The following is a 26,255-nucleotide window of genomic DNA, read 5'->3' on the forward strand; positions in this document are numbered from 1 at the left end:
AATCATCCATTTTGTGGCAAGATAAACAAAAAGGATGAAACAAAGGGGATGAAGAGATGACTAATTTAGTTGTCATTGACCTGGGTTCAAATTCTGTTCGGATGCAAATTTCAGAAATTGATGATTACGGCAGTTACACCGTCAAAGGTTATTATCGAGAATACGTCCGTCTTTCGGAAAATATGGGTAAGGAAAAGACGCTTAAACCAGACCCGATGAAACGGACTGTTAAGGCTTTGAATAGTTTTAAAGAAAAATATGAAAATTTGGATCATCTTGTAGTTAAGGCCGTGGCAACCGCCGCAGTAAGGCAGGCCAAGAATCAAAAAGAGTTTTTGGACATGGTCGAAAAAGAAGTTGGCATTAAACTTAATGTCATTTCTGGAGAGACTGAAGCCTATCTTGATTATCTCGGAGTGGTCAATACTTTGCCGGTTAGAAACTGCATCATGATGGACACTGGTGGTGCATCAACAGAATTGGTTTGGGTGCAAAACGGTCAGTGTTGTGAACGAGTCAGCATCCCTATTGGCGCGGTTCTGCTATCGCAAACATACAATTTAACAGACAAGATTTCTGCAGCCGACCTTTACCAGGCAATGAATGCTGCGGGAAAAATGATGTCGACAGTTCGCTGGCTTTGCAATGTTCATAATTTGCCGCTTATTGCTTTAGGCGGCAGCAATCGAACGATCGCTAAAATTCATCGTCGCGAATTGAGCAATGAAATTGATGAAGTTCCTGATATCCATGGGATGCATTTGCCACCGCAGTATATTTTTGATTTATTTGATCGCTTGGTTGAGATGAGTCGGGAAGAAAGAATGCAAATTCCTGGTTTGGCCAAGAATCGGGCAGATGTAATTGTTGGAGGGCTGATTCCGATAAGTTTGGCTTTGCGCAATTTGCAAGTTAGTGAAGTTGTCTTTTCAAATCATGGTTTGCGTGATGGACTTCTTTATGAATATTTGCAGGATAAGAAGAAATAATATGTAAGAAAAATGGCTGAGTTTTGGACTCAGTCATTTTTTAATTGTCTTGTTCTCGTTTTAAAAGCATAAGCAGTTCCACTGGTGACTTTATTTGAATCTCACCAAGAATATGCCTAACTTGATGAGGCGAGAGGCTGGCGTCAGATTTAAGCTAAGTAATAATTGTTTTAACAACGATATCAGCATAAATATTGATAATAAAAGTAGCAGGAATTTCAGCTTTCTTTTCAATGTCTAAATAACCATTTTTAAAAAGAAAATTCAGTCGCCTTTTAGTTTCAAGAGTGGAAATTTCACGTATTTTTGTTAAATTTCATGTTCCCATTTGGCGATAAAAGTACTGTAATTATTTCTTTTATTGAAACGCAATAATCAACAACCGAAAGAAATAACATTCTTAAACTTTAGATCCTTTAATAAGGAATATGGTTTATCCTATATTTTCTAATAATGACTTTACACTCTATATCGTATTATCGTTTTTGAATAAGGTTAATAAGCACTAAGATATTCTCTACTATCTTAGTGCTTTTCTTTCTATTTTGTGGCAAGATAAATATAAAGAATGATGAAAATAGTAATATGAGAAGAAATAATGTCACGCAAAAATAGTTTTGTCTTAACTATCATGATTATTGGTACTTTCTTTGGTGTCATGTGTTCAACAATGACCAACCTAGCTCTGCCGGTTTTCATGAAAGATTTTGGAATTACCTCAAGTCAGGCGCAGTGGGTAAGCAATGGATATTTGCTAGTGAATGCCATTATGATTCCTGTCAGTGCCTATTTGATTAAAAAATATTCCTACAAGTGGCTGTTTATCAGTTTCACTTGCCTTTTTGGCATTGGGACAATTTTTGGTGCTTTTGCCAATAGCTTTGCCTTTTTAGTAGTTGGTCGCATGATCCAAGCGATGGGAACAGGAATCATGATGCCGTTAGTAAATGTGATGGCAATGCTTTATGCTAAAAAAGGCGAGCAAGGCAAAATAATGGGTCTGGTCGGTCTTGCCTTTAATTTTTCACCGATCATCGGTCCTTCCGTGGCTGGCTTAATATTAGACAATTTGAGCTGGCACTATCTGTTTATTTTGATTTTGCCATTCACTTTGTTAACCCTGATCTTATCTGTTTTTCTTATGCCTAATGTTGCCAAAAAGGAACGGCTGCAATTTAATTATTTGGGCTTGATTACTTGTTCACTAAGCTTGTGGTTTTTGCTGGACAGTTTTTCAAATTTTGGAACAAGCAAACTGCTTAGCTTTAGCGTTTTAGGATCATTTATTATTGGACTCGTTTTTTTGATAATCTTTGTCAAAAGTCAATGGTCGAGCCAGCATCCTTTCGTCAATCTTAAAGTGTTTAAAAACAAGCAGTTTAAGATTGCAACGATTGTCAACTGTTTGCTTGTTTCGACAATGTATGGCAATACGATTTTGATACCGCTGCTGGTTCAAGATGTTATGCATCAGAGTGCATTTGTTACAGGTTTAGTCATTTTGCCTGGTGCCATTTCAACTGGAATACTGTCTCCAATTTCTGGAAAATTGTTTGATAAGTATCCCGTGCGCTATATGGTAACCTATGGTTTAATCGTTGATTTATTTGGCACGGCGATGCAGGCTTTCGTAGGAGTTCATACGAATGTAGTCTTTGCGGCTTTTTGGCAATGGATGCGGCAGTTCGGCATTGTTATGCTACTGATTCCGCTGCAAACGCAAGCCTTAGCTGTTACGAAGAGAAATTTGCTGCCGGATGCGGTAGCCATGTACAACACGACGAGAATGGTAGCTGCCAGTTTTGGGATGGCCTTTGTTGTAGCAATGGTCAATTTGGCAGATCAATACTTCCATGTTGGAATTTCCGCCCAAGGCATTCAAGTAGGATTTATGTCTTGTTTTGCTATTTTAATTGTTGCTTTGATTTTTGCTCAGTTTTTGCGGACTAAAAAGATATAAGAAAAGAGGAATTTCATGAGTTAGAAAAATGATGCTGTAACCGGTGCGTCTTTAACCGAAAAACAGAATGAAGGGGTGAAAAGCCCATGGTCAGGTCCTAAAGGCATGATTTCCGTCACTGATGGTAAAGCTGACGATGCAAACGTGCATAATCGTGCATATCTGGACAGCATTTTAGTAGAAATGCGTTTGATCGATTCAATTCAACCAGACTTAACAAAGGAATTTTTTGGAAAAGAATTCGCTTCACCAATTACTCCGGCGGCTGTCTCTCATCTGAACAAAGTTCTGCCTGATAAAAAAAACGCAAGCCAATGCAAGAAAAAGCAAAAGCAGCTAAAGATCTGCATGTTTTGGCTAAGAACAGTCAAATTAGCCCATTTTGTTATATTCTTCTGCATTTAAAAGTACTTATATTATGGGACATCCAGAATATGATCGTTTAACTCTTGAAAAAGAATATCATCGTGATTTAGCAAAGGGATTGAAAATTCAAACGCCTGAAAACTATTTCTTGGATAGTAGCCACAAAAAAATTAATTATAATTGGCGATCATCCAGCGAATTGATCTATCAAGACTGGTTAAATAAACTGCGCGCCTAAATATACTGTTTTTGTCTACGGTACTCAGCTGGCAGACAGTGATAGTGTTTTTGGAATTGATGATAAAAAGAAGTTTTATTCTTTTCTCCGACCATCTCGCAAATTTGACTGATAGGGTAGCTTGTCGTGCTTAATAAACTAGCTGCAGCTGCTAACTTGCTTTGAACTTTTAATTGAGCGAAATTGCTGCCGGTTTTTTCCTTAATTAAATTGCTGAGGTAACTGCTACTATAATTATATTTTTGTGCTAATTTCGTTAAAGTGATTGTTTGATAATTCTTTGAAATATCATGCAAAATATTGATTAGCTGCTTTTCGCTTTGATAATGCTGGCGATCAATCTGCGATACGTCAGGCATAGGATAGTAGCGAATTATTTTAGCTAGCAGAATATCGAAATAATTTTTGATAATGGCAGTGCTGTAAGTTCGATGCAAATAATATTCATTGATCAAATCATCCATTGTTTGCGTAATATCGGCATTATTCGGAAAGATAATAAATGATTGCTGATTATGTTTTTTGAGCGATATATTTAGCAAAAATTCATATACCAGACTGTCTTTTTTGCGCATATTCAGCTGATTTAGAAAATTGAAACTGATATTTTGATTATTAAAGACTAAATTGATCAAAAGATCGCTCTTATTTAAGCGCCCAATCTGATGCTGACAATCTTTATCCATCAGCAAAAGATCGCCTTGAAGCAAATTGATTTTGATTCCATTGATAATTTGCTGGCACTTGCCTCGAAGCATGTAGTTGATTTCCACAAAATTATGCTGATGAAGCGGATAGGGAGCAAAACGATTGTGCTTGCTGATATAAACTGGACGATGACTGAGCAGCTTATGGTTAATAACCAGAACTTGTTGATTCTTGTTTAAATACTTATTGGCTAAATCAGGATAAAAATGTTTATTTTGATACTGTTTATTTTCAATTGGTGAAAAAGATAACAATTGTTGCATTACGCTTTTATCAATCATTTTTAAACTTTTTTTCTATTTAATCAACTATTTTGTGAAATACTTTACTATCACTAATTATAGCACCAAAATTATAAGGAGTCTTAAAAAATGATACTAAAATATCATTCAATTGATATTGTAAGCGCTTCTTTTTATGCATAGAATTAAAAGTGAAATGAGTGAAAAACAAGTTTTTGATTATTAAAAAGAGGCAAAATTATGAAGATAAAAGCAGCTGTTGTTGAAAAAATGGGCGATCCATTTGTTATTAAGGATGATATCGATTTACACGAAGTAGGTCCAACTGATGTTCAAGTTCATATGGTAGCAAGTGGTATCTGTCACTCAGATGAAGCTATTCGTAAAGGCGATGCTTCACTTGGCTATCCAGTTATTTTAGGCCACGAAGGTGCAGGTATTATTGAAAAAGTAGGTTCTGAAGTTCAAAACTTAAAGCCTGGCGACCACGTAGTTATGGCCTTCTATGCAGATGGTTTATGTGATAAATGTTTGCAAGGTATTCCAACTCAATGTCGTAATTATGCTAAATACAACCTTTCTGGTACTCGTTTTGATGGTGACGATCATTTCCAAGAAAATGGCAAGCATATTTCAGACATGTTTAACCAATCATCATTCACGACAACTACCGTTACTAATGAACGTAACTGTGTCAAGGTAGATAAAGATGTCGATTTGCGTAAAGCTGGTCCTTTAGGCTGTGGCTATATCACAGGTTCAGGTACTGTCTTTAACACTTTGAAGCCACGTCCAGGTCAAACCATTGCTGTCTTTGGTACTGGTGCAGTTGGCTTGGCAGCAATGATGGCCGGTAAGATCTCCGGTTGTACGAAAGTTATTGCTGTTGATATTGTTCCATCACGTTTGAAACTTGCCAAAGAATTAGGTGCCACAGACGCAATTAATTCTAAGGAAGAAGACCCAGTTAAGAAGATTCAAGAATTGACCGATGGCTACGGCGTTGACTACACTGTTGATACGACTGGTTTGCCAGCAGTTATGAAGCAAGCCATTGATGCTTTAGCACAAGGTGGTACAGAAGCTGCTATTGCCGTAACACCACACAACCTTGAATTCTCAACCTGGAATGACCTTTGCACTAGTGATCGCAAGATTATCGGTGTTAATATGGGTGATGCTATTCCACAAATTGATGTCCCACGTTTGCTTAAATTTAACAAGTTGGGCATGTTTGATTATCAAAAGACTGAAAAGTTCTATGATTTCGAAGACATTAATGAAGCTAACCATGCTTCAGTAATTGGTGAAACTATTAAGCCAGTTTTGATCATTGATAAGGACTACAAGCCAGGAGAATAATCGTTATTTGAATGAATGAAAAAGTCGCAGTTCATTGAACTGCGACTTTTTTGTTTTATTGAACTTTTACGGCAAATGCTTCGTATGGTTTAAGTGTTAAATCTTGGAGCTGTTGGTGTTTATCATAATTTTCAATGATGTTTTCTTTGACTTGGTCTTTTGTTGAGAAACTTTCTTCATTGCCGGAAAGGTTAGCAACCACCAACCATCTTTGACCATTCAGTTTACGATAGTATGCTAAAACAGAGTCACTGGTTTTTGGCATTAATTCAAAATCGCCATTTACAACAAGATCATTTTCGTGCCGTAATTTTATTAGTTTTTGGTAAGTGTAGAAAATTGAATCTGGATCTGCTAAAGCTGCTTCAACATTGATTTTCTTATAGTTGGGATTAAGTGCAAGCCAAGGTTTACCTTTAGTAAAACCAGCATTTGGCTGGTCATTCCATTGCATTGGACGACGGGCATTATCACGTCCCTTAACATTAATTGCGTGAATCAAATCGGCTTTCGTGTATCCTTGAGCTAATCGCTCATTGTACATATTAATGCTTTCAATGTCTCCAATTTCGCTAATATCTTTAACAGGACAGTTGGTCATACCGATTTCTTCACCATTGTAGATATACGGCGTGCCATGCATCAGATGAAGAACAATGGCAAACATTTTGGCAGACTGTACGCGGTATTCTTGGTCATTTCCCCAGCGAGAAATTACCCGTGGGATATCATGATTTTCCCAGAATAAACTGTTCCATGCATGGTTGAAATCAACTTGCGTTTGCCATTTTACTAAAACATCTTTTAATTGCTTCAGATCGAGTTTTTTCAAATCCCATTTTTCTTTATTTTCTTGCTGATCCAATGATTGGTTTTCAAATTGGAAGACCATTGACAGTTCATGACGAGCAGGATCAGAGTATTCTTCTGCAATCTTTGGCGTAGCATTCCATGTTTCGCCAACTGTCATTAAGTTTTTGCCGCCAAATGTCTTCTTATTCATTTCTTGCAAATATGGATGAAGCATTGGACCATTTTCGCGAATTTTCTTGTCAGGCTCTTTACCGATTAATTCGATCACATCCATCCGAAAACCGCCAATACCTTTATCGATCCAGAAATTCATCATGTCGTAAATTTTGTCTCTTAATTCTGGATTTTGCCAATTCAGATCAGGCTGCTGATCCGCAAAGAAGTGCAGGTAATATTGACCGGTTGCTTCGTCAAATTTCCAAGCAGAACCAGAAAAGGCTGATTTTAAATCATTTGGCTCGTGTCCATCTACGGGATCGCGCCAGATATAGTAATCACGATATGGATTATTTTTGCTCTTGCGTGCTTCAATGAACCATTTATGTTGATCTGAAGTATGGTTAACTACTAAATCCATAACGATCTTAATGTGATGTTCTTTAGCCTTTGCCAGCAATTCATCCATATCAGCCATTGTGCCATATTGTGGATCAATGGCTTCGTAATCAGAGATATCATAACCATTGTCTACTTGCGGTGATTGATAAACAGGGGAAAGCCAAATGGCATCGATTCCTAATTTCTCCAGATAATCTAAACGTGAAGTAATTCCCTTTAAATCACCAATTCCATCACCATTGCTGTCTTGAAAAGACTTAGGGTAGACTTGATAAACAACTGCTTTTTTCCACCATGGTGTCATTTTAATTCCTCCAAAAATAATTTTTGATAAGTTTATTATCCTTATAATGTAAGCGGTTTACAAGGTGGAAAATGATTGTTAGCGATATCAAAAAAGGATTCAAAGCGGTTGATACTCTGAATCCTTATGCAGTGGCAAAACTATTTTTGAGAAGAATTTAACCAATCGATTGCAGATAATCATTTGAACTATTAATTATTTTCGAATTGCAGTTCCCACCAGCTAAACTAGCAGATAAAAGAAATCCATAAATAAATAATAATTGAATATTTTTTATTAAGGTCGCACCTGATCCTACGGATATACCGTACAATCTCAGAAAGCCTATTAATCAAAAAATGACTGAATATTACCATCGATTAATTAATGAGAATTGTAACCAAGCAGATTTCTGGCGGATTTACCGTCTAGAAGAGGAGCAATTGACAATTTATTTCAAAGCCTATTGTAACATACAAAAGATATTATTTGCATAGTTAAAAGAAAGTTTATTATCATTAATCCGTTTTGTTTAATTCTTTTCTTTGCTTATCGACTTGTGATTGCTGAATGTATTGGTCGGTTGCAGAAATTCCTGTATGTCCAAGCTGTGAAGCGACAACCATGACATCTTTGCTTTCATCATATAGTTCAGTTCCAAGAGAGTGCCGCAGTTTGTGAGGAGTTGTTCTGTTGCCATCAGGAAAAGCTTCAGAATATTTGCCAACGAAACGTTCAACGGTGTTGGTTGCAATTCTTTTAGCATGACCAGCATATTTGGTAAGGAATAATGCCTGTTCATTTTTAGCAGGTTGGTATCTTTTTTCTCGAATATCCAGATAGGATTTGATGTATGGCATTGCCCAATCAGCAATTAGCGGTGCATCTTTTTTATTGCCTTTTCGAATAACAAGAATACTGCGATCTCGTAAATTCAGGTCTTTCAAATTTAAACGGGCCAATTCTGAAACACGAATTCCTGAACCAAGCAACATGGCAATAACGGCCAAATCTCTTTCTTTGTTAAATAGGAAAGAAGAGCGTGCTCTGCTGCTCAAGGTGTGTTCATATTGATTGGAAATGAAGTCAAGCCATTCATGCTTTTTTTCACCCGTATAAAGCATCGGTGAAAATTTTGCATTCCGGTAAGAGATAGATTCTTTAGATCCTTTTACCAAAGGAACTTTAAGCATAACGTTTCTGTAAAAATAGGGCTCACCATTATTTAAATCAGCTGTAACAGTGAGGTAATGGAAGAGGGAACGAAGAGCATTAATTGTTCGATTGATCGTCTTTTTACTATCACGAGTAGACTGCTTATTTTGTCTGAAACTGAGCTCCTTTAAAAACATTTGAATTTGAGAGGCTTGCAAGTGCTCGAGTGTAGAAAGTTCAATATCCTTGTTGCTTTTTGCATTGCTGATTGTACCTTGATCAGGATGTTCAAAGTCTGCTGGCGTTTCCCTTAACCAGTCAAAAAACCTTCTGAATTCAGTCAAATATTGATAGACAGTAGTAACAGCTAGGTTAGGCTGCTGGGTATAGTAAAAAACATAAGTAGGTAAGTCCTGTAGTTCCTTGTCTATCAAACGAGCGTATTGTTTTGAATCCATTTCTTTTCATCTCCGAATTTGTATGATACATATGATATTATAACGAACATATGGTCGATTGTAAAGTAATGATCGCACATAAAAAGTTGTTACTAAATCAAAATAACCTTAGCTTTCTTTTGTTAAAAGAAAGCTAAAGAAAAAACAAGCACATAAGAAAGCGGTTTACATTTAGGACGATATAATGATGATGAACTTATTTTTATATAGAGGTAAAAAACAATGAAGTTGAAAAAATTACAGTCTGTTCTGTTGCTTTAGTTTTAGCTGTTATACCAGTAATTGCTAATGTGAATGGCTTTTAATCTGCCGCCGAAACAAAAGGTTAAGTTGATCAAGACAGTTTATGACAACAGCTTAAGTGATCCACAATTATACTTTAAGATCTCTGGTAAGGATCAATATATTTACTGGGGCGATGCCGGTGAGTATCCAGGAGTGGATCGTGTTGCAAATTACAACCCTAACTATATTTGGGGCGGCGAATATGGCTTTAACTTTAAGCAATTCATGGAGTAATAAAGATAAATGAAACTAAAGATTGCCTTGCTGCAGCTACTGCCAATATCAACTTTAAAAAAGCAGCTTCAAAAAGGAATAAAAGCATGTCAAAAAGCACATGAAGAAGGTGCTAATGTTGTACTTTTTCCTGAAATGTGGAGTATTGGCTACAATATCTTTCAGGATGAGCAAAAGTTGCAAGAAGAAGCTAAGTACATACCTGTGATTTTGGTGATGAGTGCAAACTAGATCCTGGCAAGAAATTTAGCACTTGTGAAATTAGTAGCAAAGTAGGAAAGGTGAAGATAGGCTGCATGATTTGCTATAATCGTGAATTTCCAGAAAGTGATAGGATTTTGATGCTTCAAGGTGCTGAAATTATTTTGGTACCAAATGCCTGTCCAATGGAAATTAATCGCTTGTCTCAGTTTAGAGCGCGTGCCTATGAGAATATGTGTGCAATTGCAACAGCAAATTATGCTGGTGGAAATTTAGATTGCAATGGTCATTCGACTATTTTTGATGGTATTGCATATGCTGAAGAATCAGACAAGGCTGTTTCAAGAGATATGAAGATATTGGAAGCAAATTCTAAAGAAGGCATTTTTATCGGTGAAATTGACCTAGATCGCTTAAGAGCCTATCGTGAATCTGAAGTTCAAGGCAACGCATATCGTCGCCCTGAAAAATATGGCTTATTAGTCAGCAACGAGATTCATCCGCCTTTTATTAGATCTGATCGTCGTCCATAATTGTTAATCTGTTTAATTAAAAATAAATATTCTATTTTTACTCTGATAACTGTGATGGTTATCAGAGTTTTTTATTTGAAAAGGCAGGTATTTACCTCATATCTTTTTATGTTTAAAATTTCTGTTTTAATCAAACATGTTATACATGTATTGTAGAGGCAAGCTGCATGTTGAGATAATTATTGCAGCCATTTGTTTAGTTGTTTGATAAGAATATAAATTATAAGTTTTGTTTTTATCTATATTGAATCAAAAATAATCTATTCAATTCCTTGCTGATAGTATTATAGATTTTCTGAGTTTGGTGAATTCATTTATTTAAATGTATATTTGAACACCATAAATACAGTTTGAACACCATAAATGCAGATTGAGTGATTTATGCCAAAAAATATATTCTCATTTAGACTTAAATATGCTGATTAAAAATTTAAATCAGAGAAAATCTTAAATAAAAACCAAGAAAATACTTTTCTTCCGAAGTCTATTTGTATAATACAAATAAATATGATTAAAGTAATCACTTAAATCAAAAATGTTTTTATAACGACATTTGTTAGAGATTATAAAAATACTAGTCTAAATCATATATACATACTTGCTAAATGCTGTTCATTATAAAAATTTTGAAATAACATGCCATTCTATTTCTTTTCCCTAATAAACAAATTAGCAATTACCTGTCTGCTTTGCTGCACTTATTACTATATGCGTATATCCTAAATTGAATAACCTTTGTTATTAAGGCATTTCTGCCCTATATTTGAATGAAAAATACTATTACATTCGTTATTTTAATATAATATATTATATATTTAGCTTTTTTCAAAATTGGAAATACTTGGACAGCCTTGACTACCAACTATTGGTCATTGTTTTGCTCAAGAATTCTAACGGCATGTACGGCTGGAGCAATTATTACACTCGTCCTAGTACTCGCAAATTACATCGCACCAATGGATAAACGAGCTGGCTTGCTCTCCTGGGTCTTTGCTGGATTTCAGCATCGCATCAGTTGTTGGCCTGCCTATTGGTACTATGCTGGCTCGGATCTCTAATTGGCATGTAAGTTTTGGCGTTATTTCAATTTTGACAATTATTTCTTTAGTTTCATTACTATTGATTGTTCCCATAAATACGCCACAAACCCGCAGCAACCTGCAAAAACTATTTGCCATCTTGGGAGACAAGAGAATAATTTTCGCGGTTTTATTTGTAGTCGTATCTTTGCTTTTGGGTTTCACGCTTCATTTCCCATGGATTGGTATTGTCGTCATTTCAATTCTCTGTGTCTTTTATTCAAGTTATGGCGCAACCACGCAAATTATGTTTTTGGATATTGCGCAAGATAAGTATCCCGCTTCCGTTGATTTAGCTTCCCCATTGAATTCTATTTTTGCAAATATCGGTATTTCACTGGGATCCGTTACTGATTCCGTAATTGCTGGTATTACTTCGATCAATAATTCAGGCTACTTCGCCGCAATTTATGGTCTGATTGCTTTTCTTGCTATCTGGGAAGCAAATCACCTTTATCAAAAAAGCAAATAAAAACCGGTTAGCTAAGCTAACCGGTTTTTATTCTATTCAAATACTTGACCCTTGACCACTTTAGCTACATCTGCTGCTCTAATTGCACCTTCAGGATCATAGTCATCGTTAAACTCTTCACCACCAGTGAAGTAATATGCACCATTGTATTTTACAACATATGGATCAACAAAGAAGTCATATTTACCCTTCTTTAAGATCTGCTTGCTTGGAGTTAATTCTTTGTATTCATCAGTGTTGTAAATTGTAGTATTCTTCTTGGCTTGAACTGAAATTTCAAAGTCAATCAATTGAGTTGGGCCCATCAAATTATCAATCATGTTTTGATACTTCTTGTAAGTTGCGCTAGTGCTGAAATTATCAAGCTTAACGTCACTTGCTTTAATGAAGTATGTACTCTTTTCTTGAATCATGAAGTAGTATTGGCCTTTAATTTTTACAACCAAAGTAGTGTAATAGCCAATATTGTTGCCCTTCTTGATTGTACGACCAGTATTTTTCAAACTGATCTTGTTGACGTTGAAGTTAGAACCTAAGCCTACCTTTGTTGAGCTTTGATAAATATAGGTATTCTTTTTGGCTACTAAAGCACTCTTTCGCATATCATAATCAAGCATTTTGGCATACTTAGCTAAAGTTAAATCTTTTTCAATTGAAGCAGGAGTTGCAGAAGAATCATAACCCTTCTTATTCTTAATCTCAGGGGTATCGGCTTGAATGTAATCATTAAGATCAAGCTTCTTGTAACTTACTTGATCGTTTTTGCCATACTCCATTTGCCACAATTCACGATCATGATTTGCCCACTGGATAGAGTTAGAACCTGTTGCAGAAATTGCCGCATTGCGAATTTTAACTTTATCATAATCGGTTAAGAAGTTTGGATAAGCAACCTTGATTTTGGCACCATTCAAATTATTTTCCGCTTGTTTGATTAATGCTGTTTCTAGAATTGCTTGTGTACCAGTTGCAGTCTTTGAATCGGCAAGAGTTTTGCCTTTACTGATGGCCTTATCATAGGTATCACGGTTAGTCTTGCTTGCATTGGTGTATTTCAAACTCTTTTTAACAGTGTCAGCTTTTGATAATTCTTCATTTAAAGCACTTTGCTGACTTGTGCTTGCAGGTTCAGCATCCTGCTCAGCTTCAGAAGCAGTGTTGATAGGAGTTGGCGTTACTCCCTGAGAAATTATCGTTGCTGAAGCTTTAACAAAAACAGGCTCACTTGGTCTCTCAAATTTTTGTTGGTGCTTGCTATCATAAACAGCAATCGGAGTAGTGTTGATTGAGTAGAATAATTCTGCTTTTTGTTCACTTGGTACCCAAAGATATATTGCGGCATCAACAGCGAAAGTTTCGTGCTTAGAAGTCGTGTAGCCAGGATACATATTCTTTCCATCAATGTTATAAATTGATGTAGCAGTACCATTCACTTCAGCAGCGGTACCATATAAATCATCGAATTCGTTGCCATTTTGAACCGAACTTAATAATGTAGTGTATTCGGCAGAAACATAAGTATTCTTCGTACCAGCAATCCGGTAATATTCTTGTGGTACGCCTGAATCAATCCATTCACCACCCGGAATAGCACCGAATCCATCTGCAGTGATGACTGTTCCCTTCTTCAGGGTTTCATTATTAAAAGTACCATCAGCGTTGTTGGTATGAACGGTCTTATCGATTCTAACCTTTACATTTTGATCAGTAAGAATGGTTGAATTATCTACTAGATCAAGATTATTAATGTTGATGTAGCAACCACTGCCGATGTTGTAATATTTCTTGCCTTTGATTGTATAAACTTTAAGGTAGATTTTGCTGCCCTTTTTATCATAAAAGTAGTAGTGGGTCTTAGCATTGCTAGTGACAATAGCTGCCTTTAAGCTAGAATTTTTCTTAAAGTACGCATTTTGCTTTTTGTATTTATATACTCCTTGTCCTTTTTTGTTATAAACATAAGAATTATGTTTGAAGCTAAGTTTCCGCTGACTATAAGTAGCAGCAGTAACAACTTGGTTATTGTTGATTGCAATAGTTGCCACGGGGGCAATTCCCATTAATGCAGCAACAGAAACAAGTGCAATTTTCTTATTGAATTTCATCATCGTTACCTCTATTATCTTATCTATCTTCTACTCCTGTATTGTAAGATATAGAAACTGTTTTTTCTATCAAATCGCTCCTTAGTTAATTATTTTGTATTATTTTTGCTATCAAATAGGTATAATGAAAATATTTAGGAGGGATAGAATGAAAATATTAAGTTGGAGGCGGTCTAGATGGCAGTTGCTGTTAAATATTTAGATAATTTATGCCATTTTATTTCAGTTATATGAAGGTGCAACCTTTAGCAGGAATAATTTTTAGGTTGCCGGAGAATTGTTTTTGCTGTTAGTTTTAAATTATTTTCAAGGCAAAAACAAAGCTACGTATTATTTAACTATTTGGTTAAACTTGCTGATCCTGCCTGATCAGTTTTGCGAATACTGGGCAATTACCGGTAACAATTTGCTGCATTTGATGCCCACAAGTATCGATTTTAATAATTCTGCTTTTATGGCTAGTTTAGTTGGTTCTACTATTGCCAGTAGCGATGGTCTCAGCTAGTCAAATAAAAAATTGGTTTTTAAGATTGATAGCTTTTGGTCTCTTTCTTGATGTGCAATATGGCAGCGATCAAGTACTGCTTATCAGCAAAAGCTTGCCGGTAATGCATTCTATAAATAACCAAGGCGTTGTTTCTGCCTTTGCATTACTGATTCTGGTTTGCTTTTTGGTTCGCAGCTGGGGATTCCGGTTTAATCCAAATTTGAAATTTCAACCAAGTGCTAATTTTAGCTGGGTCGTTTATTCCGTGTTAATTCTACTTTTAGTAATAAATGTTGCGTGGAATACTTTTGGTGGCAATGGCAATAACATCTTCTCGATTTTATTTTCTTATATTGTTGACATTCACAGTAAATATATCAATGTACCCAGTTTTACTTCTTCGTTGGAACCAGGAGTTCTTGAAGAAGCAGAACGCTATATCAACATTATGATTTTGCTAATCGCTTCCAGAAATTTGAAAAAATGGCGTATTCCTATCGCTGTCTATGGTTCAACTTTATTATTTGCTTTGCCCCATTTTTCTAACATTGGATGGAATGGGCAAACGGTTGCAGCCACAATCTCGCAAGTTTTGGCAGTTACTGATGCGATGATGTGGGTTGCTGCCTACTTTTACATTGGTAAATTGTGGTTTATTATGATTGTTCACTTCTTTAACGATTATTTGATAAATATTCAATGGGGTTGGAACTCACCATCAACTTGGACAGGTGATTTTAATGATTGGGCTACAACGATTATTCCATTGATTTTTGGATTGATCGTTACAACTTGGATGATGTATGGCAAGCGTCGTTTAGTAATGGAAGAAAATGTAGATCGTTTGCTTGGAACAGATCAAGAGCTCGATTTTTCACGCATGTATTAGTTGCTTTACATAATTTAACATATTAAAAAAAGAAAAAGCATCGTCAATTAGACGATGCTTTAATTTTGCACTTTTTATAAATTCGCATTTTAAGGAGCTAAACGATTACTTACTTATTGGTCTTGAATGTTTTTAAAGGCCATAGAATCCTCCTCTCAGCATTAGCCAAAATCGATCGTATCTAAGATATGTTCCCTAGCTTCCTTATCTAATCCAAGGTAAGCCAAAGTAACTTTTTCTGATGAGTGATTCAATAGCTGCATAACTAATGCAATATTATGATTTGATTGTTCATAGACACGATAAGCTCCTGTTTTTCTCATCGTGTGTGTCCCAAGATAATCGATATTTAGCACTTCACCTACTTTGTGCATAATCATGTAGTAGCGCCTTTCATCAATGTGTTTGCTTGGATTTTTCATTGATGGAAATAACCATTCACTTGTAAAAATTGGTTGATCAGGATGCTTTTCTTGGTATTCCGTCATCCAGTCATAGTAATCTTCAAGATCATTTTCAACTGGTCTTAAATAGAGCACATTGTGTTTTTGGGTTTTCTTATCAATAATGTATGCGTTGCGTTTGATTCTTCCATTGTCACGATAAACGTCTGATTTTTTTAATCGTAAAACATCACTGACTCGAAGCAAGGTTGCCTTTCCCACTTGGAAAATGGTGTAGTTTCTTCTTCCAGTATCAAAATCATTTAGCAGATGATCCTCAACCTGTTTTAAAACCCAAGAATCTTTTATTGGTTTTACGTTCTGTTTCAAAAAGCATTCATCTCCTAAGATTCGCTAAAAATAGCGTAATGTTATTATGTCCTTATATTTTATTATAACATTAGCTGATTTTTTAGTTGCTTTAAAGTGCTGATTTAAAGCCATTCTTGTCATCATTGCCTAGTGTTATAATGTAATTATAACACTAGCAAAAAACAGTAAAAAAGAACGAAGCTTTTAGCCTCGCTCTTTTAATTTTAATAGCTTAATGCTCGGTGAGCATCTAATGCCCAGTGAACTTTTAATGTCGATTCTTTGATGCTGCGCTTGGTACCTGTCCAAGGATCCATAAAGTAAATCAAGCCATTATGGTAGCCAGTTAAAGTAATAGCATGGTTGGAAATTCCATTGAACATTCCTACCCACATAACAACGCAGTGTGACCGCAACAATTTCTTTTTAATTGAAGTCATGCTTGCTCCCGTCATTACTTGGCTCGTACCTAAGTAGTGCTTAACTACTGACTTAATTCCGTTTGGTGCTACCCAATAGCCACCTGGCCATTTTTTATAAGGTGAACCGATGAATCCTTTATTAGGATTGCTGCTGTAATGCATTACTTTGGCAGCTTGCTGCTTGGTAACTTTAACTCCGGCAAAGTTGATCATCATTGTCACTGCAGTAATTTCACATCCGGTCGGCATTTCTGGCAATTGTGAAATTACTTTAGCATAGTTTTTAATGCCGGTAATGGTACCAGATTTATTGATCCAGTAGTAGGCTTTGCTGGTTTTAGTATTTTTAAATTGTCTGTGACCAGCTGCGTTGAAGTAACCGTAAGTCGATTTATTTGGAATCTTTCTAACGCCGGTTAAAACAACGCCATTCTTGTTGAAGACATACCAGTAGTTACCAATCTTTTTATAACCCGTAGTCTTTTTACCATTAACTAGATAATATTTTTTACCATTAATGGTTTTCCAAACTTTAGTAGTAGTCTTGGTAGTTTTAGTCTTTTTCTTGGCAGTTGTCGCAGTTGATGATTGCTTCGAAGAACTAGAACTAGTTGAACTACTGCTCGTACTTGTATTGCTGCTTGAAGAAGATGAGCTTGATTGCTTGTCCGCTTCACTATTGTTTTGATCAGTACTCGTACTGGTGCTTGAACTACTGTTAGCAACCGCGCTTGATTGGTTTTGGCTGCTACTTGAACTACTGCTTGTTTCGTCAGCATGAGCTAATGGTGCTGATAAAAATGCTGCCATTAATGCTGCACTTGCAATTAAATATTTAAATTTGTTTTTGACCATTGTTTTTATCTCTCAAAATAAAAAAGTACGTTCAACAAACGTACTTTTATTATACCTTAAATAAATGGCCTTTTAATACCTGCAATGATATTTCGTTGTCCATTAACGATTGGTTGAACCATTACACGTGGTGGCAACTTTCAATTACACGGTTTCTGCTGATTAAAATTGCAATGTGCCAAATTGTGTGGGTACCTTGTTGGTAGTAAAATACCAAATAACCGCGGCGACGAGCGGAACATGGAACTCTCTTTAAATGTCTGTCTGCCATAAGTTGCGTGAATTCCATTCATTGCCTGGATGAGCATGTCCAATTGAGATTGTTGGGATCAGACTAATTCCACCTGCATATAATTCTTGCATGACAAGGCCGGAACAATCAACACCGTAGTTAGGGCTAGAAGAACAACCTGCAAGCCATGGTTTACCCATATATTTATATGCTTAGTTGATCATGGCATTGATATGAGCGCTTCGACCTTGCCAAGCTTGAGCTCCCAAAGGTGCTACATATGAATCGATGCCAAACCATGATTTTTTAGAAAAACCTAATTTAAGCCAAGTCTTTTCATTAACATCGCCTGTAACTGCTTTTTGCGTTAAAGCAGTATCATGATACAAACTGGTACTCTTCTTTATTTCAATGATTCTAGGATTAGACTTAAAATAGTTAATATTTTCAACTTGTTTAGTTTCATTTTGACTATCATTACTGCTATTATTTGAAATAGCAGATGATGGTTCAGATGAAACTGTATCCGCATTGACTTTAGCTGTTAAAAAAGTCGTACTCAAAACAGCAGTTGCTAAAACAACTGCAATATTAGTTTTTAAACATTCTATACTCCTCCAAGTACTATATAGCCTACCCCTAGCTTACAGCTAAATTGATCCATTATCAAATTGAGATATAGAACATTATTTATAAAAGGTTGCACCTATGAAAATACTAGTCGTTATTGATGATTATTTTAATCAAAGCAATGGTCTTTGCATTTCGACCCAACGTTTTGTCAGTGAATTTCAACAAATGGGACATGAAGTTCGCATCGTTTCGACCAACTCAAAAGCAGATTATCCTGTTAAAGAACTAATTGTGCCCTTTTTTAGAAAAATCATTGCAAAAGAGAGTTTCCATATGGCTCGGCCACAAAAGAAAGTTCTGCTAAAGGCGATTTCATGGGCAGATCTTGTGCTAATTGAGACGCCCTTCCCTCTTTCCTGGCGAGCAGCAGCCTTAGCCAAAAGGCATGGCAAGCCAGTAGCAGGCACCTTGCATATTTTCCCAGGAAATATAACAGAACCACTGCACTTAAATTATCGTTTCTTCAATTCCTTCTTTATGTATTTTTTCAAATATGTCTCTTATAGAAATTGTCAGATGATTTTTTGTCCTAGCAAAAAGTTGAGAAACTTAATGGAGCAGTATCATTTTAAACAACCGCTGCAAGTCATTTCCAACGGCATCAGTGAAGCTTTTATCAATAATCCGCACAAGGAAAAAATCGGTAATCCTTTTACTATTATTTGTATTGGACGCTATTCTGAAGAAAAGCATCAAGCCACTTTATTCAGAGCTTTGCAACACTGTAAACATGCTAATGAATTAAGAGTGATTTTCGCGGGAAAAGGGCCACTGCAACAAGAATATGAAAAACTCGCAGCTAAGCTCTCTTGCGCAACAGAACTAAGATTTTTCACACCAGAAAAGCTGCGCCAAACTCTAACTAATTGTGATCTAGTTGTTCACTGTGCTGACGTTGAAGTTGAAGGCATGGCATGCATGGAGGCCTTTGCAGCTGGTTGTGTTCCGGTAATTGCTGACAGTAAGCTCTCCGCCACGGCTGATTATGCTTTAGGCAAAGATAATCTTTTCCCTTTTGACGACGATCAAGCCTTAGCAAAGAAAATCAATTACTGGTATGAACATCCAGCAGAACTTAAACAAATGCGCAGCGACTACCGCAACTATGCTAAAACGTTGACAGTTAAGGCCTCAGCGCAAAAAGAAATCCGCTGTCTTAAAAAAATCGCTAAAAATGTTTAACAGATGCTTAGAAAACAGACACAAAAAGTTCACAATTAGGGGCTAATCTATAGACAATCCAAAAAGAAAGGATGATTTACATGGGTTTACTTTTAATCGGATTGCCTGCGATCATTGGTATCAGCGTATTGTTAATGAAGACTTCAAAAGAGGCAAAGTTAGTAAAAATTCCAGCTAAGAAGAACTAAAATTCTCTACATTCTTATTTCAAAACATTTATACTCTACACTCTATACTCTATACACTCTACATACAATTTCTATAACATTCTATTACTCTTATTTTTTAACATTTATTCTTACATTCTTAAATTTTATTCTATACTTTTTATTTTTCCTTATAAAAAAGGCACTTAACTTCATTTAAGTTAGGTGCCTTTTAATTTACTTTAAAGTATTTTCGTAATTATAAACCTGTTTAATTTTTCCCGCTTGGTCCAATACAACTACATTGCCGTCATTGTGTGGGTACAGCTTGGGATCTGAGTGTGAACCACCATCAGTGAAAATTCGACCTGGTTCATTATCATATTTGATCTCTTTGACCGGATTCAAAGCTGAGCTGTTGATCGTTTTCCCATTATCATATTGACCACTGATTCTGGCCGTGGGCGTATGGCCTGTTACGATCGTCTTGCCAGTTTGATTATGTGCAAAAATCTTCTGCCCTTGATCTGAATACCAGTAATTTTGCCGAGCCCAAATCCGATAAAAATCATAAGTATAATGATGGTGGCGGACATCAAGCACGTGAGCATAGGTTGATGGATCATCGTAGTGTTCGTCTGAACGCACGCCGGCATGAACGAAGATATAATTTGGCGTTTCATACATCATAGGCAAGGAAGAAAGAAATTCATAGTATTTGCTGTTTTGAATTTCTTCAGGACTGGCTACTTTGCCAAAAAGCTGTTTCAGCGTTTCTTTACCACCATTGTAAAACCAAATGCCGTCTTGATGTTCTTCGTGATTGGCAAAATTGAGGAGCATCTGTTCATGATTGCCTTTGATAATAATGGCACCTTGTTCTTTTTTCTTCATTAAATATTCTAAAACATCTTTAACATGATCACGCCCATCGACATAATCACCACCAGTTACTAGCTGAGCCTCCGGGTGATCAGCCAAAGCCTGATCGATCAAAGACAATGTTTCAAGGTTGCCATGAATATCAGAAATAAAAATATATTCTGAAGCATCGGAATCACTTTTTAGAGTTTGTTGGAAATATTTTGTCATGAGAGGATGCTCCTTTCTCTTTCTATAGTTTAGGTGATAATTCATTAAAAGTAAATATCAATATTAAATATAAATGATAAAAAGAGATACTTCATTTGAAGTACCTCTTTTGCTTTCAGTTATGAATATTAGTTGCGTTCACGAGATCTACAGCCAATCCAATTAAAGCGGCAGCTGATACAAGTGCAAGACCAATCAAACCAAATTCGGATTTCTTTTCACCAGTTTGTGGCAAAGCTTGTTTTTCTGACTTATTAGCCTTATCAGTTGAGTTCTTAGCAGCAGTCTTGACTAATTTAGCAGATTCTCGCTTGTTTTCTTTATTAGTCTTTTGGCTGACTGGAGCAATTGTCTTAGCAGTCTTTGGTTGGGCTGGAGTTCAAGCACCGTAATTAGTCTTACCATTTTCATCAGCTGAAACCGTTCTTTGGAAGGCAACTGTTTGAACCGTATCATCCTTAGCAGCTTGTCCTTCAGCAACTTGGTAATGAATGGTTCTAGTTGCTTCCTTATTTTCAGTCTTAGTGAAAGTTACCTCAACGGTGATGCTCTTATCACCATACTTTAAGTCAACGGCTGGAAGTTGCTTGGTTTCTTTACCATCAACTAATGAGGTCCAATCTGGAATTTGAGTAAGGTCGATTGCATCAAAGGAAGCTGGTTGCCACTCACCTGTTGTAACTTTACCAGTCATCAAGTCGGTCGTTACATCCTGAACAAATGTTGCACTTTGAACTTGATCACTAATTGAGTTCTCGCCTTCTGGAACATTGTAGTGAATAGTCCGCGTTATGGCTTCTTTGTTTTGATTTTTGCTGGTAGTGTTTTCTGGAAAACTTGAAATAAAACAGCATAAGGATTAGTTGTAATTGCACTCAAGTCTCCTTGGTCAGCAGGAGCTTCATCAGCTGAAGCAACTGCACTGTTGCCACCTAAATAAAGAAAACAGCCAATCATTACTGAAGCAGCGCCAATGCTTAACTTTCTAATACTAAAACGTGAACAACGTTCTGCTTCTTGATTTAACTTTAATTGTGTATTCTTCTTTGATACATAATCACTTATCTCGATTCTATTTCGTATACTCTCTTGAAATACTCTATCATTTTCTCTTCACGTCTAATATAACACTTTTTTAAAAATAAAATAACTTCATGTTATTAATTATTTTTTAGACATTTGTTTAAGGATTGATTTATGGCAAGCATATCAAGGCTTTGTATTATAAAAGCTCTGGCAAAAATTTTTAAAATAACAAAAGACGCCATATTTTCACATAAAAAAGAGGAGAGTTTATATACAGTCTCATCTTTTATACATATATAAATAGATAATATTTACTAATACCTTCTCTTTTTTGCCCTTCTTTTTAGCTCATTTATCTGCCACCGGCTACGACTAATTTTCTTTTTCATCTGTTTAATCCGCTTTTGCAGCAGCTCATTATGCCAGTAGTTGAGTGCAATCCAAATGGAAAAACGATTGTACCAGATATAATCATGCTTCAGATAGTTGTATGCATCCCTAAAATCAAGCAGATGTTCCGGCGTTACAAACTGGTTGCGGGTCCAATTCCACTTGTGCGTGCCATGATGTGAGACACTCATTTTGGTAATTTTGCCAACTGTTAGATGAGTCCGATTCATCACGTATTCGGTAGTAGAAACGGTAATATAATTGCCGATCATCTTTTTCTTCCAGTAACGATTATGTTCACGCTCGATCAGAATACTTTGACGCAGAACGCGACTGATGCAGTACCATTCCTTATTGCCATTAGTAAATTCAATTAATGCCCAGATGTATGTCTTATTTTTTCTCACGATGTTCCTCGATAAAACAAAAGCAGACATTCAATGAATGCCTGTTTTGAAAACGCTGTTCTTACCATTAATTTTAATAAGTCCTATTTATTAAGGCAAGAAAAAACAGTAAATTATTTGTGACTGCCGCTACTGTTATTGTCATCAAGAGCCAGTGCGCTGACATTTTGGATTTAGCTGGTTCTTGATCAGATCATGGATTAGTATCCGCCTTTGAATAAGTGATCACGGTCTCGTTTGATCTCAATCATCTGGCATCTCATCCGGCTGACGAATCAGCATTCCAGCTTTATTCTCCCAAGACTGCACTAATTCCATAAAGTCAACATCATGATCAGCCGTAATAATTTTTGAATCAGAATCCACGACATTGAATGGCACATGATTTTCTTTAGCAAAGGCGGTCAACCGACGATAATCTCGATTCGAGACTAAGTCTTTGGGCAAAATTTCGTCATCCGCATTTCTGACAATAGCTCCATTAAGAGTAACTGCATATTGATCTTTGCCCTTTATTCCCAATTCATCCATATATGGACGAAGGCCGGCCAGCGGCCGACCGGAACAAATAACAACTTTAACGCCGTTATCCAGTGCTTTTTTAACTGCCTTTTTAGTAGAAGGTAAAATTTTGCTTGCAGAGTTAAGCAAGGTCCCATTTGGCGTTTCCCAAGTTACGCTTAACAATCAGCTTAAATAAAGCAATCAAATGCCCTTGGGCGCTTACCTGAAGCTCACTCGTCTATTGCATGCCCGGCAGCTTTTATTAAACCAATTGAATATATCGCCAATGAAGTGGGATTTCCCAGTTCACGCGTATTAAATCGCAACTTTAAGAACTGGAAACATAAAACACCAACTCAGTGTCGAAATGAATATAAAAAATATTATCTGGGCTAAAAAACCCGATTTATTCGGGTTTCTTTTATCTTTGTTTATCGTTGTAAGCTTTAATCGTTTCTAGCATAATCTTGCCATATTTTTTCATCTTGGCCTGCCCTACACCACTGACTTCCAAAAACTGGCTTTCTGTCTGTGGATTTTTAGTAGTCATATCATGTAAACTATGATCAGAAAAAATCATGAAGGCTGGAACATGCTGTTTTTGTGCCAATTCCAATCGTTTTGCCTTCAGCAATTTGTATAAACTGGATTCAGCCTCTCCTTTGGCAGCAATCGGCCTAATTTCACCTTTACGGAAAACCTGACGCTTACCATCAAGCACGTCCCATCCCGGATTGGTTACATGTACTAATGGGTATTGATCCCCCTCTACTTCCAGGAAGCCATTGGCAATCAAATAATTGATCAAACTTAAGGCCTCATTTTGCCTCATCTTTAAACTGCCAAAATAATGTAATTTTTCAGCCTGTATCTGTTTCATCTTTTGACTTTTAGAACCCGTTACTGTCTGCGCTATGATGTTTTTGCCAAAACGCCCATCAAGTTCATAAACCGTGCCGATAATTTCACGCGCTTCTTTGGTTACATCAACCAATTTCCTTTTGTCCGTACAGTTGGAACATTTACCGCATGGTGCACAATCTTGGCCAAAATAACGCACAATGAATTGCTGCAAGCATTCAGAAGTATTTGCATATTGCGTGATTGCGGCTAATTTGCGGTACTGAACCTTTTTATAGTCATCATTTGCATCGGATTGATCAATGAGCCAGCGATAAGTAGCCAGATCCCCAGGATGATATAGCAAAATCGCACTGCAGGGATCGCCATCACGACCGGCCCGTCCTGCTTCTTGATAGTAGCTTTCAATGTTGCGAGCACTGTTTGCATGGATAACAAAACGAACATTGCTTTTATCTATCCCCATGCCAAAAGCATTAGTAGCGACGATTACCTGTAAACGATCAAATTGAAAATCATCTTGAATGCGGTCGCGATCTTCAGTAGCCATACCGCCATGATAAGAAGCTGCGGAAATACCTTTTCTCTGCAAGTAGGCAGTTATTTCTTCAACGCGTTTACGGGTATTGGTGTAAACAATTCCTGCCTGATTGACGTGAGCCTTAATATAATCATAAATATAAAGATTATTAACTCTGGGTGAATTGACAACCTGAAAACTTAAATTCGATCTTACGAAAGAAGTAACAACGTAGTTTTCTTTTTTAATATTCAATTGCTTGGCAATATCATCTTGAACAGCCGGCGTAGCGGTTGCAGTCAAAGCCAAAATATTGGGCTTAGATTTTAATGAATTGATGCCATCCAAGATTTGCCGATAAGCGGGGCGAAAATCATGACCCCATTGTGAGATACAGTGCGCTTCATCAACAGCTACCAAGGACACATCGATAAAATTGAGTTGATAGCGAAAATAATCCATGGCTAAGCGTTCAGGCGTCATATAAAGAAGTTTGATTTTACCCTCATACGCCTGGCGCAAAATCGGATTAATTTCTTCTTGTGGAGTGGCTGAATTCAAAGCCGCAGCCTCAATCCCGCTTTGGTGAAGAGAATCGATTTGATCTTTCATTAAAGAGATCAACGGTGAAATAACCAAAGTGACTCCGGAATTTAAAAGTGCTGGTATCTGATAGCACAGTGATTTGCCTGCACCTGTAGGCATCACGGCAAGGACATTTTGACGTTGTAAAACTAAATTGATGACTTTTTCCTGTCCAGGGCGAAAAACTTTGTAGCCGAAGACATTTTGTAAAATTCGTTGTGCATTCATACTAATTATTATCAACTATTTTAAAAGCATTTTTCAAGAGCGGACGCTCTTTTCGAACAATATGTGTGGATTAAATTATGAATTGATGATAAAGCCCGGTATTATAGGATTCTTCTAATGTTTCGCAATGGCGATTTCATAAAAATAGCGCACTAATAGTATTTAGTGCGCTTTCATTTTTGATTATTTGCAGCATTTTTGTTTCATTGCTGAACAATTGCTGCTTTTTTAACGATTATTTGTTCTTACAGATAAGATACCAAGTTTAGATGTGAATGGCAATTAAAAACACTTATTTTTCCAAATCTACTTTATCGATTTCACCGCTGGAAAAATGGAGCAGCCGATGTTGAATATCTACAAGCAGGCAACCTTGGTCATCTATGTTTACAACGCGACCTGCATATCTTTTTTGCCCTTGATGCAGGCTGACCTGACGCCCAATTACGCAAGACAATTTGCGATACTCATCCAAAAAATCAATTTGATCATAGTTCTGAACTGCAAACAATACATTTTTAATTAAAAACTGCTCAAGTTTTTCACGGTCAAAACTTTGGTCAATGCTGCCAGCCTTTTTTGCAATAGCCTTTGGAAATTTTGTAGTGGTAAGGTTGATGCCGAAGCCAACCACTAAGCCAACGGCAACTTTTTCAACTAAAATGCCCGCGATCTTGCGCTGATTCAGATAGATGTCATTCACCCATTTTAATTTGAATGATTTATTGGGGAAAAGTTTTTGCAAGACTTCAACAATTTTTACGGCAATAAAAGGCGTCATCAGTCCTGCCTTAGCAGAATCAAGGTCAAATTTTGGCAATGCAATACTAAAGTACATGCCAGTTTTGGCAGGAGAATAGAAATCTCTTCCTTGTTTGCCATAACCATTAGTCTGACTGTCTGCGACAAAGGCAGCAGCAATTCCATTCGGATTATTCTTAAGATATTCTTTCGCTAAATCCTGAGTTGAAGATACCTGCTCAAAATGAAAAACTTGCAT

General features: G+C 36.5%; 23 protein-coding genes and 4 pseudogenes. 12 read left to right on the forward strand and 15 right to left on the reverse strand.

Annotated features, from left to right (window positions below; translation table 11 throughout):
* The first annotated feature begins 56 nt into the window (after window positions 1–56).
* The 4 genes and pseudogenes from D0Z64_RS07585 to D0Z64_RS07600 all read left to right on the forward strand — a co-directional run bounded on the left by D0Z64_RS07585 (window position 57) and on the right by D0Z64_RS07600 (window position 3,553).
* Entirely contained in the window at window positions 57–989 is a 933-nt protein-coding gene (locus tag D0Z64_RS07585) for a Ppx/GppA family phosphatase (RefSeq protein WP_080881963.1), read from the forward strand.
* A 598-nt stretch (window positions 990–1,587) separates the two neighbouring features.
* Window positions 1,588–2,949: a DHA2 family efflux MFS transporter permease subunit gene (locus tag D0Z64_RS07590; RefSeq protein ID WP_127345864.1), complete on the forward strand. Its 1,362-nt coding sequence runs from the start codon at window positions 1,588–1,590 to the stop codon at window positions 2,947–2,949.
* A gap of 75 nt (window positions 2,950–3,024) precedes the next feature.
* Window positions 3,025–3,305 (forward strand): annotated as a pseudogene (locus D0Z64_RS07595) (FMN-dependent dehydrogenase); the annotation flags it as partial.
* 62 nt (window positions 3,306–3,367) lie between these two features.
* Window positions 3,368–3,553: a homoserine O-acetyltransferase/O-succinyltransferase family protein gene (locus D0Z64_RS07600; RefSeq protein ID WP_127345865.1), complete on the forward strand. Its 186-nt coding sequence runs from the start codon at window positions 3,368–3,370 to the stop codon at window positions 3,551–3,553.
* Here the strand turns inward: D0Z64_RS07600 and D0Z64_RS07605 are convergent.
* Window positions 3,550–4,542, reverse strand: a complete 993-nt coding sequence (locus D0Z64_RS07605) for an AraC family transcriptional regulator (RefSeq protein WP_127345866.1) — start codon at window positions 4,540–4,542, stop codon at window positions 3,550–3,552. The genes D0Z64_RS07600 and D0Z64_RS07605 overlap by 4 nt on opposite strands.
* Before the next feature lie 201 nt (window positions 4,543–4,743).
* Here D0Z64_RS07605 and D0Z64_RS07610 point away from each other — a divergent pair, with 201 nt between their 5' ends.
* On the forward strand, window positions 4,744–5,865 hold the full coding sequence (locus D0Z64_RS07610) for an NAD(P)-dependent alcohol dehydrogenase (RefSeq protein ID WP_127345867.1): 1,122 nt from the start codon (window positions 4,744–4,746) through the stop codon (window positions 5,863–5,865).
* Window positions 5,866–5,920: 55 nt separating this feature from the next.
* On the opposite strand, the gene D0Z64_RS07615 is transcribed toward D0Z64_RS07610, so the two are convergent.
* Both D0Z64_RS07615 and xerS read right to left on the reverse strand, forming a co-directional pair.
* Complete coding sequence (locus tag D0Z64_RS07615; RefSeq protein WP_080881968.1) at window positions 5,921–7,540, reverse strand: glycoside hydrolase family 13 protein; 1,620 nt, start codon at window positions 7,538–7,540, stop codon at window positions 5,921–5,923.
* A gap of 497 nt (window positions 7,541–8,037) precedes the next feature.
* Window positions 8,038–9,132 (reverse strand): tyrosine recombinase XerS, encoded by a 1,095-nt coding sequence (xerS, locus tag D0Z64_RS07620; protein ID WP_006352277.1) that lies wholly within the window; start codon window positions 9,130–9,132, stop codon window positions 8,038–8,040.
* A gap of 330 nt (window positions 9,133–9,462) precedes the next feature.
* On the opposite strand from xerS, the gene D0Z64_RS07625 reads away from it, so the two are divergent.
* From D0Z64_RS07625 to D0Z64_RS07640, 4 genes and pseudogenes are all read left to right on the forward strand, one after another.
* A complete protein-coding gene (locus D0Z64_RS07625; protein WP_241244185.1) occupies window positions 9,463–9,651 on the forward strand; it encodes a hypothetical protein in 189 nt (62 codons plus the stop codon).
* A 9-nt stretch (window positions 9,652–9,660) separates the two neighbouring features.
* Window positions 9,661–10,385, forward strand: a pseudogene (locus tag D0Z64_RS08390) (carbon-nitrogen hydrolase family protein).
* Window positions 10,386–11,236: 851 nt separating this feature from the next.
* Window positions 11,237–11,443 carry a hypothetical protein gene (locus tag D0Z64_RS08835; RefSeq protein ID WP_406565685.1) on the forward strand — a complete coding sequence of 69 codons (207 nt, stop codon included), beginning with the start codon at window positions 11,237–11,239 and terminating at the stop codon, window positions 11,441–11,443.
* A complete protein-coding gene (locus D0Z64_RS07640) occupies window positions 11,376–11,936 on the forward strand; it encodes an MFS transporter (RefSeq protein WP_127345871.1) in 561 nt (186 codons plus the stop codon). The genes D0Z64_RS08835 and D0Z64_RS07640 overlap by 68 nt, the downstream gene beginning before the upstream one ends.
* A gap of 32 nt (window positions 11,937–11,968) precedes the next feature.
* Here the strand turns inward: D0Z64_RS07640 and D0Z64_RS07645 are convergent, their stop codons facing one another.
* Window positions 11,969–14,044: a hypothetical protein gene (locus tag D0Z64_RS07645; protein WP_127345872.1), complete on the reverse strand. Its 2,076-nt coding sequence runs from the start codon at window positions 14,042–14,044 to the stop codon at window positions 11,969–11,971.
* A 280-nt stretch (window positions 14,045–14,324) separates the two neighbouring features.
* On the opposite strand from D0Z64_RS07645, the gene D0Z64_RS07650 reads away from it, so the two are divergent.
* Window positions 14,325–14,546, forward strand: coding sequence for a hypothetical protein (locus D0Z64_RS07650; protein ID WP_006352284.1), 222 nt, complete (start codon window positions 14,325–14,327; stop codon window positions 14,544–14,546).
* A complete protein-coding gene (locus tag D0Z64_RS07655; protein WP_155860222.1) occupies window positions 14,521–15,417 on the forward strand; it encodes a CPBP family glutamic-type intramembrane protease in 897 nt (298 codons plus the stop codon). The genes D0Z64_RS07650 and D0Z64_RS07655 overlap by 26 nt, the downstream gene beginning before the upstream one ends.
* A 161-nt stretch (window positions 15,418–15,578) precedes the next feature.
* Here D0Z64_RS07655 and D0Z64_RS07660 read toward each other — a convergent pair whose 3' ends face one another.
* From D0Z64_RS07660 to D0Z64_RS08610, 3 genes and pseudogenes are all read right to left on the reverse strand, one after another.
* The gene (locus D0Z64_RS07660; protein ID WP_080881974.1) at window positions 15,579–16,190 is read right to left on the reverse strand and encodes a tyrosine-type recombinase/integrase; all 612 of its coding nucleotides are present in this window, start codon (window positions 16,188–16,190) and stop codon (window positions 15,579–15,581) included.
* Between the two features lie 206 nt (window positions 16,191–16,396).
* On the reverse strand, window positions 16,397–17,449 hold the full coding sequence (locus D0Z64_RS07665; RefSeq protein WP_080881975.1) for a C39 family peptidase: 1,053 nt from the start codon (window positions 17,447–17,449) through the stop codon (window positions 16,397–16,399).
* Window positions 17,450–17,505: 56 nt separating this feature from the next.
* A pseudogene (locus D0Z64_RS08610) lies at window positions 17,506–18,034 on the reverse strand (NlpC/P60 family protein); the annotation flags it as partial.
* Window positions 18,035–18,389: 355 nt separating this feature from the next.
* On the opposite strand from D0Z64_RS08610, the gene D0Z64_RS07680 reads away from it, so the two are divergent.
* Entirely contained in the window at window positions 18,390–19,496 is a 1,107-nt protein-coding gene (locus D0Z64_RS07680; RefSeq protein WP_127345874.1) for a glycosyltransferase, read from the forward strand.
* Between the two features lie 383 nt (window positions 19,497–19,879).
* Here the strand turns inward: D0Z64_RS07680 and D0Z64_RS07685 are convergent, their stop codons facing one another.
* From D0Z64_RS07685 to D0Z64_RS07720, 8 genes and pseudogenes are all read right to left on the reverse strand, one after another.
* The gene (locus D0Z64_RS07685; RefSeq protein ID WP_080881978.1) at window positions 19,880–20,734 is read right to left on the reverse strand and encodes a metallophosphoesterase family protein; all 855 of its coding nucleotides are present in this window, start codon (window positions 20,732–20,734) and stop codon (window positions 19,880–19,882) included.
* A 115-nt stretch (window positions 20,735–20,849) separates the two neighbouring features.
* On the reverse strand, window positions 20,850–20,969 hold the full coding sequence (locus tag D0Z64_RS08840; RefSeq protein ID WP_164742142.1) for an LPXTG cell wall anchor domain-containing protein: 120 nt from the start codon (window positions 20,967–20,969) through the stop codon (window positions 20,850–20,852).
* A gap of 144 nt (window positions 20,970–21,113) precedes the next feature.
* Window positions 21,114–21,578: a mucin-binding protein gene (locus tag D0Z64_RS07695; RefSeq protein ID WP_320051450.1), complete on the reverse strand. Its 465-nt coding sequence runs from the start codon at window positions 21,576–21,578 to the stop codon at window positions 21,114–21,116.
* Entirely contained in the window at window positions 21,524–21,817 is a 294-nt protein-coding gene (locus tag D0Z64_RS08845) for a YSIRK-type signal peptide-containing protein (RefSeq protein ID WP_127345876.1), read from the reverse strand. Before D0Z64_RS08845 ends, D0Z64_RS07695 begins: the two co-directional genes overlap by 55 nt.
* Before the next feature lie 257 nt (window positions 21,818–22,074).
* Window positions 22,075–22,557, reverse strand: coding sequence for a DUF7679 family protein (locus tag D0Z64_RS07705; RefSeq protein WP_164742143.1), 483 nt, complete (start codon window positions 22,555–22,557; stop codon window positions 22,075–22,077).
* A gap of 246 nt (window positions 22,558–22,803) precedes the next feature.
* Window positions 22,804–23,244 (reverse strand): annotated as a pseudogene (locus D0Z64_RS07710) (HAD hydrolase family protein); the annotation flags it as partial.
* A 238-nt stretch (window positions 23,245–23,482) separates the two neighbouring features.
* Window positions 23,483–25,255, reverse strand: coding sequence for a DNA helicase RecQ (gene recQ, locus D0Z64_RS07715; protein WP_127345878.1), 1,773 nt, complete (start codon window positions 25,253–25,255; stop codon window positions 23,483–23,485).
* 292 nt (window positions 25,256–25,547) lie between these two features.
* Window positions 25,548–26,255, reverse strand: a complete 708-nt coding sequence (locus D0Z64_RS07720) for a biotin--[acetyl-CoA-carboxylase] ligase (protein ID WP_080881985.1) — start codon at window positions 26,253–26,255, stop codon at window positions 25,548–25,550.

The sequence above is a fragment of the Lactobacillus amylolyticus genome (assembly GCF_003999355.1).
Lineage (GTDB): Bacteria > Bacillota > Bacilli > Lactobacillales > Lactobacillaceae > Lactobacillus > Lactobacillus amylolyticus.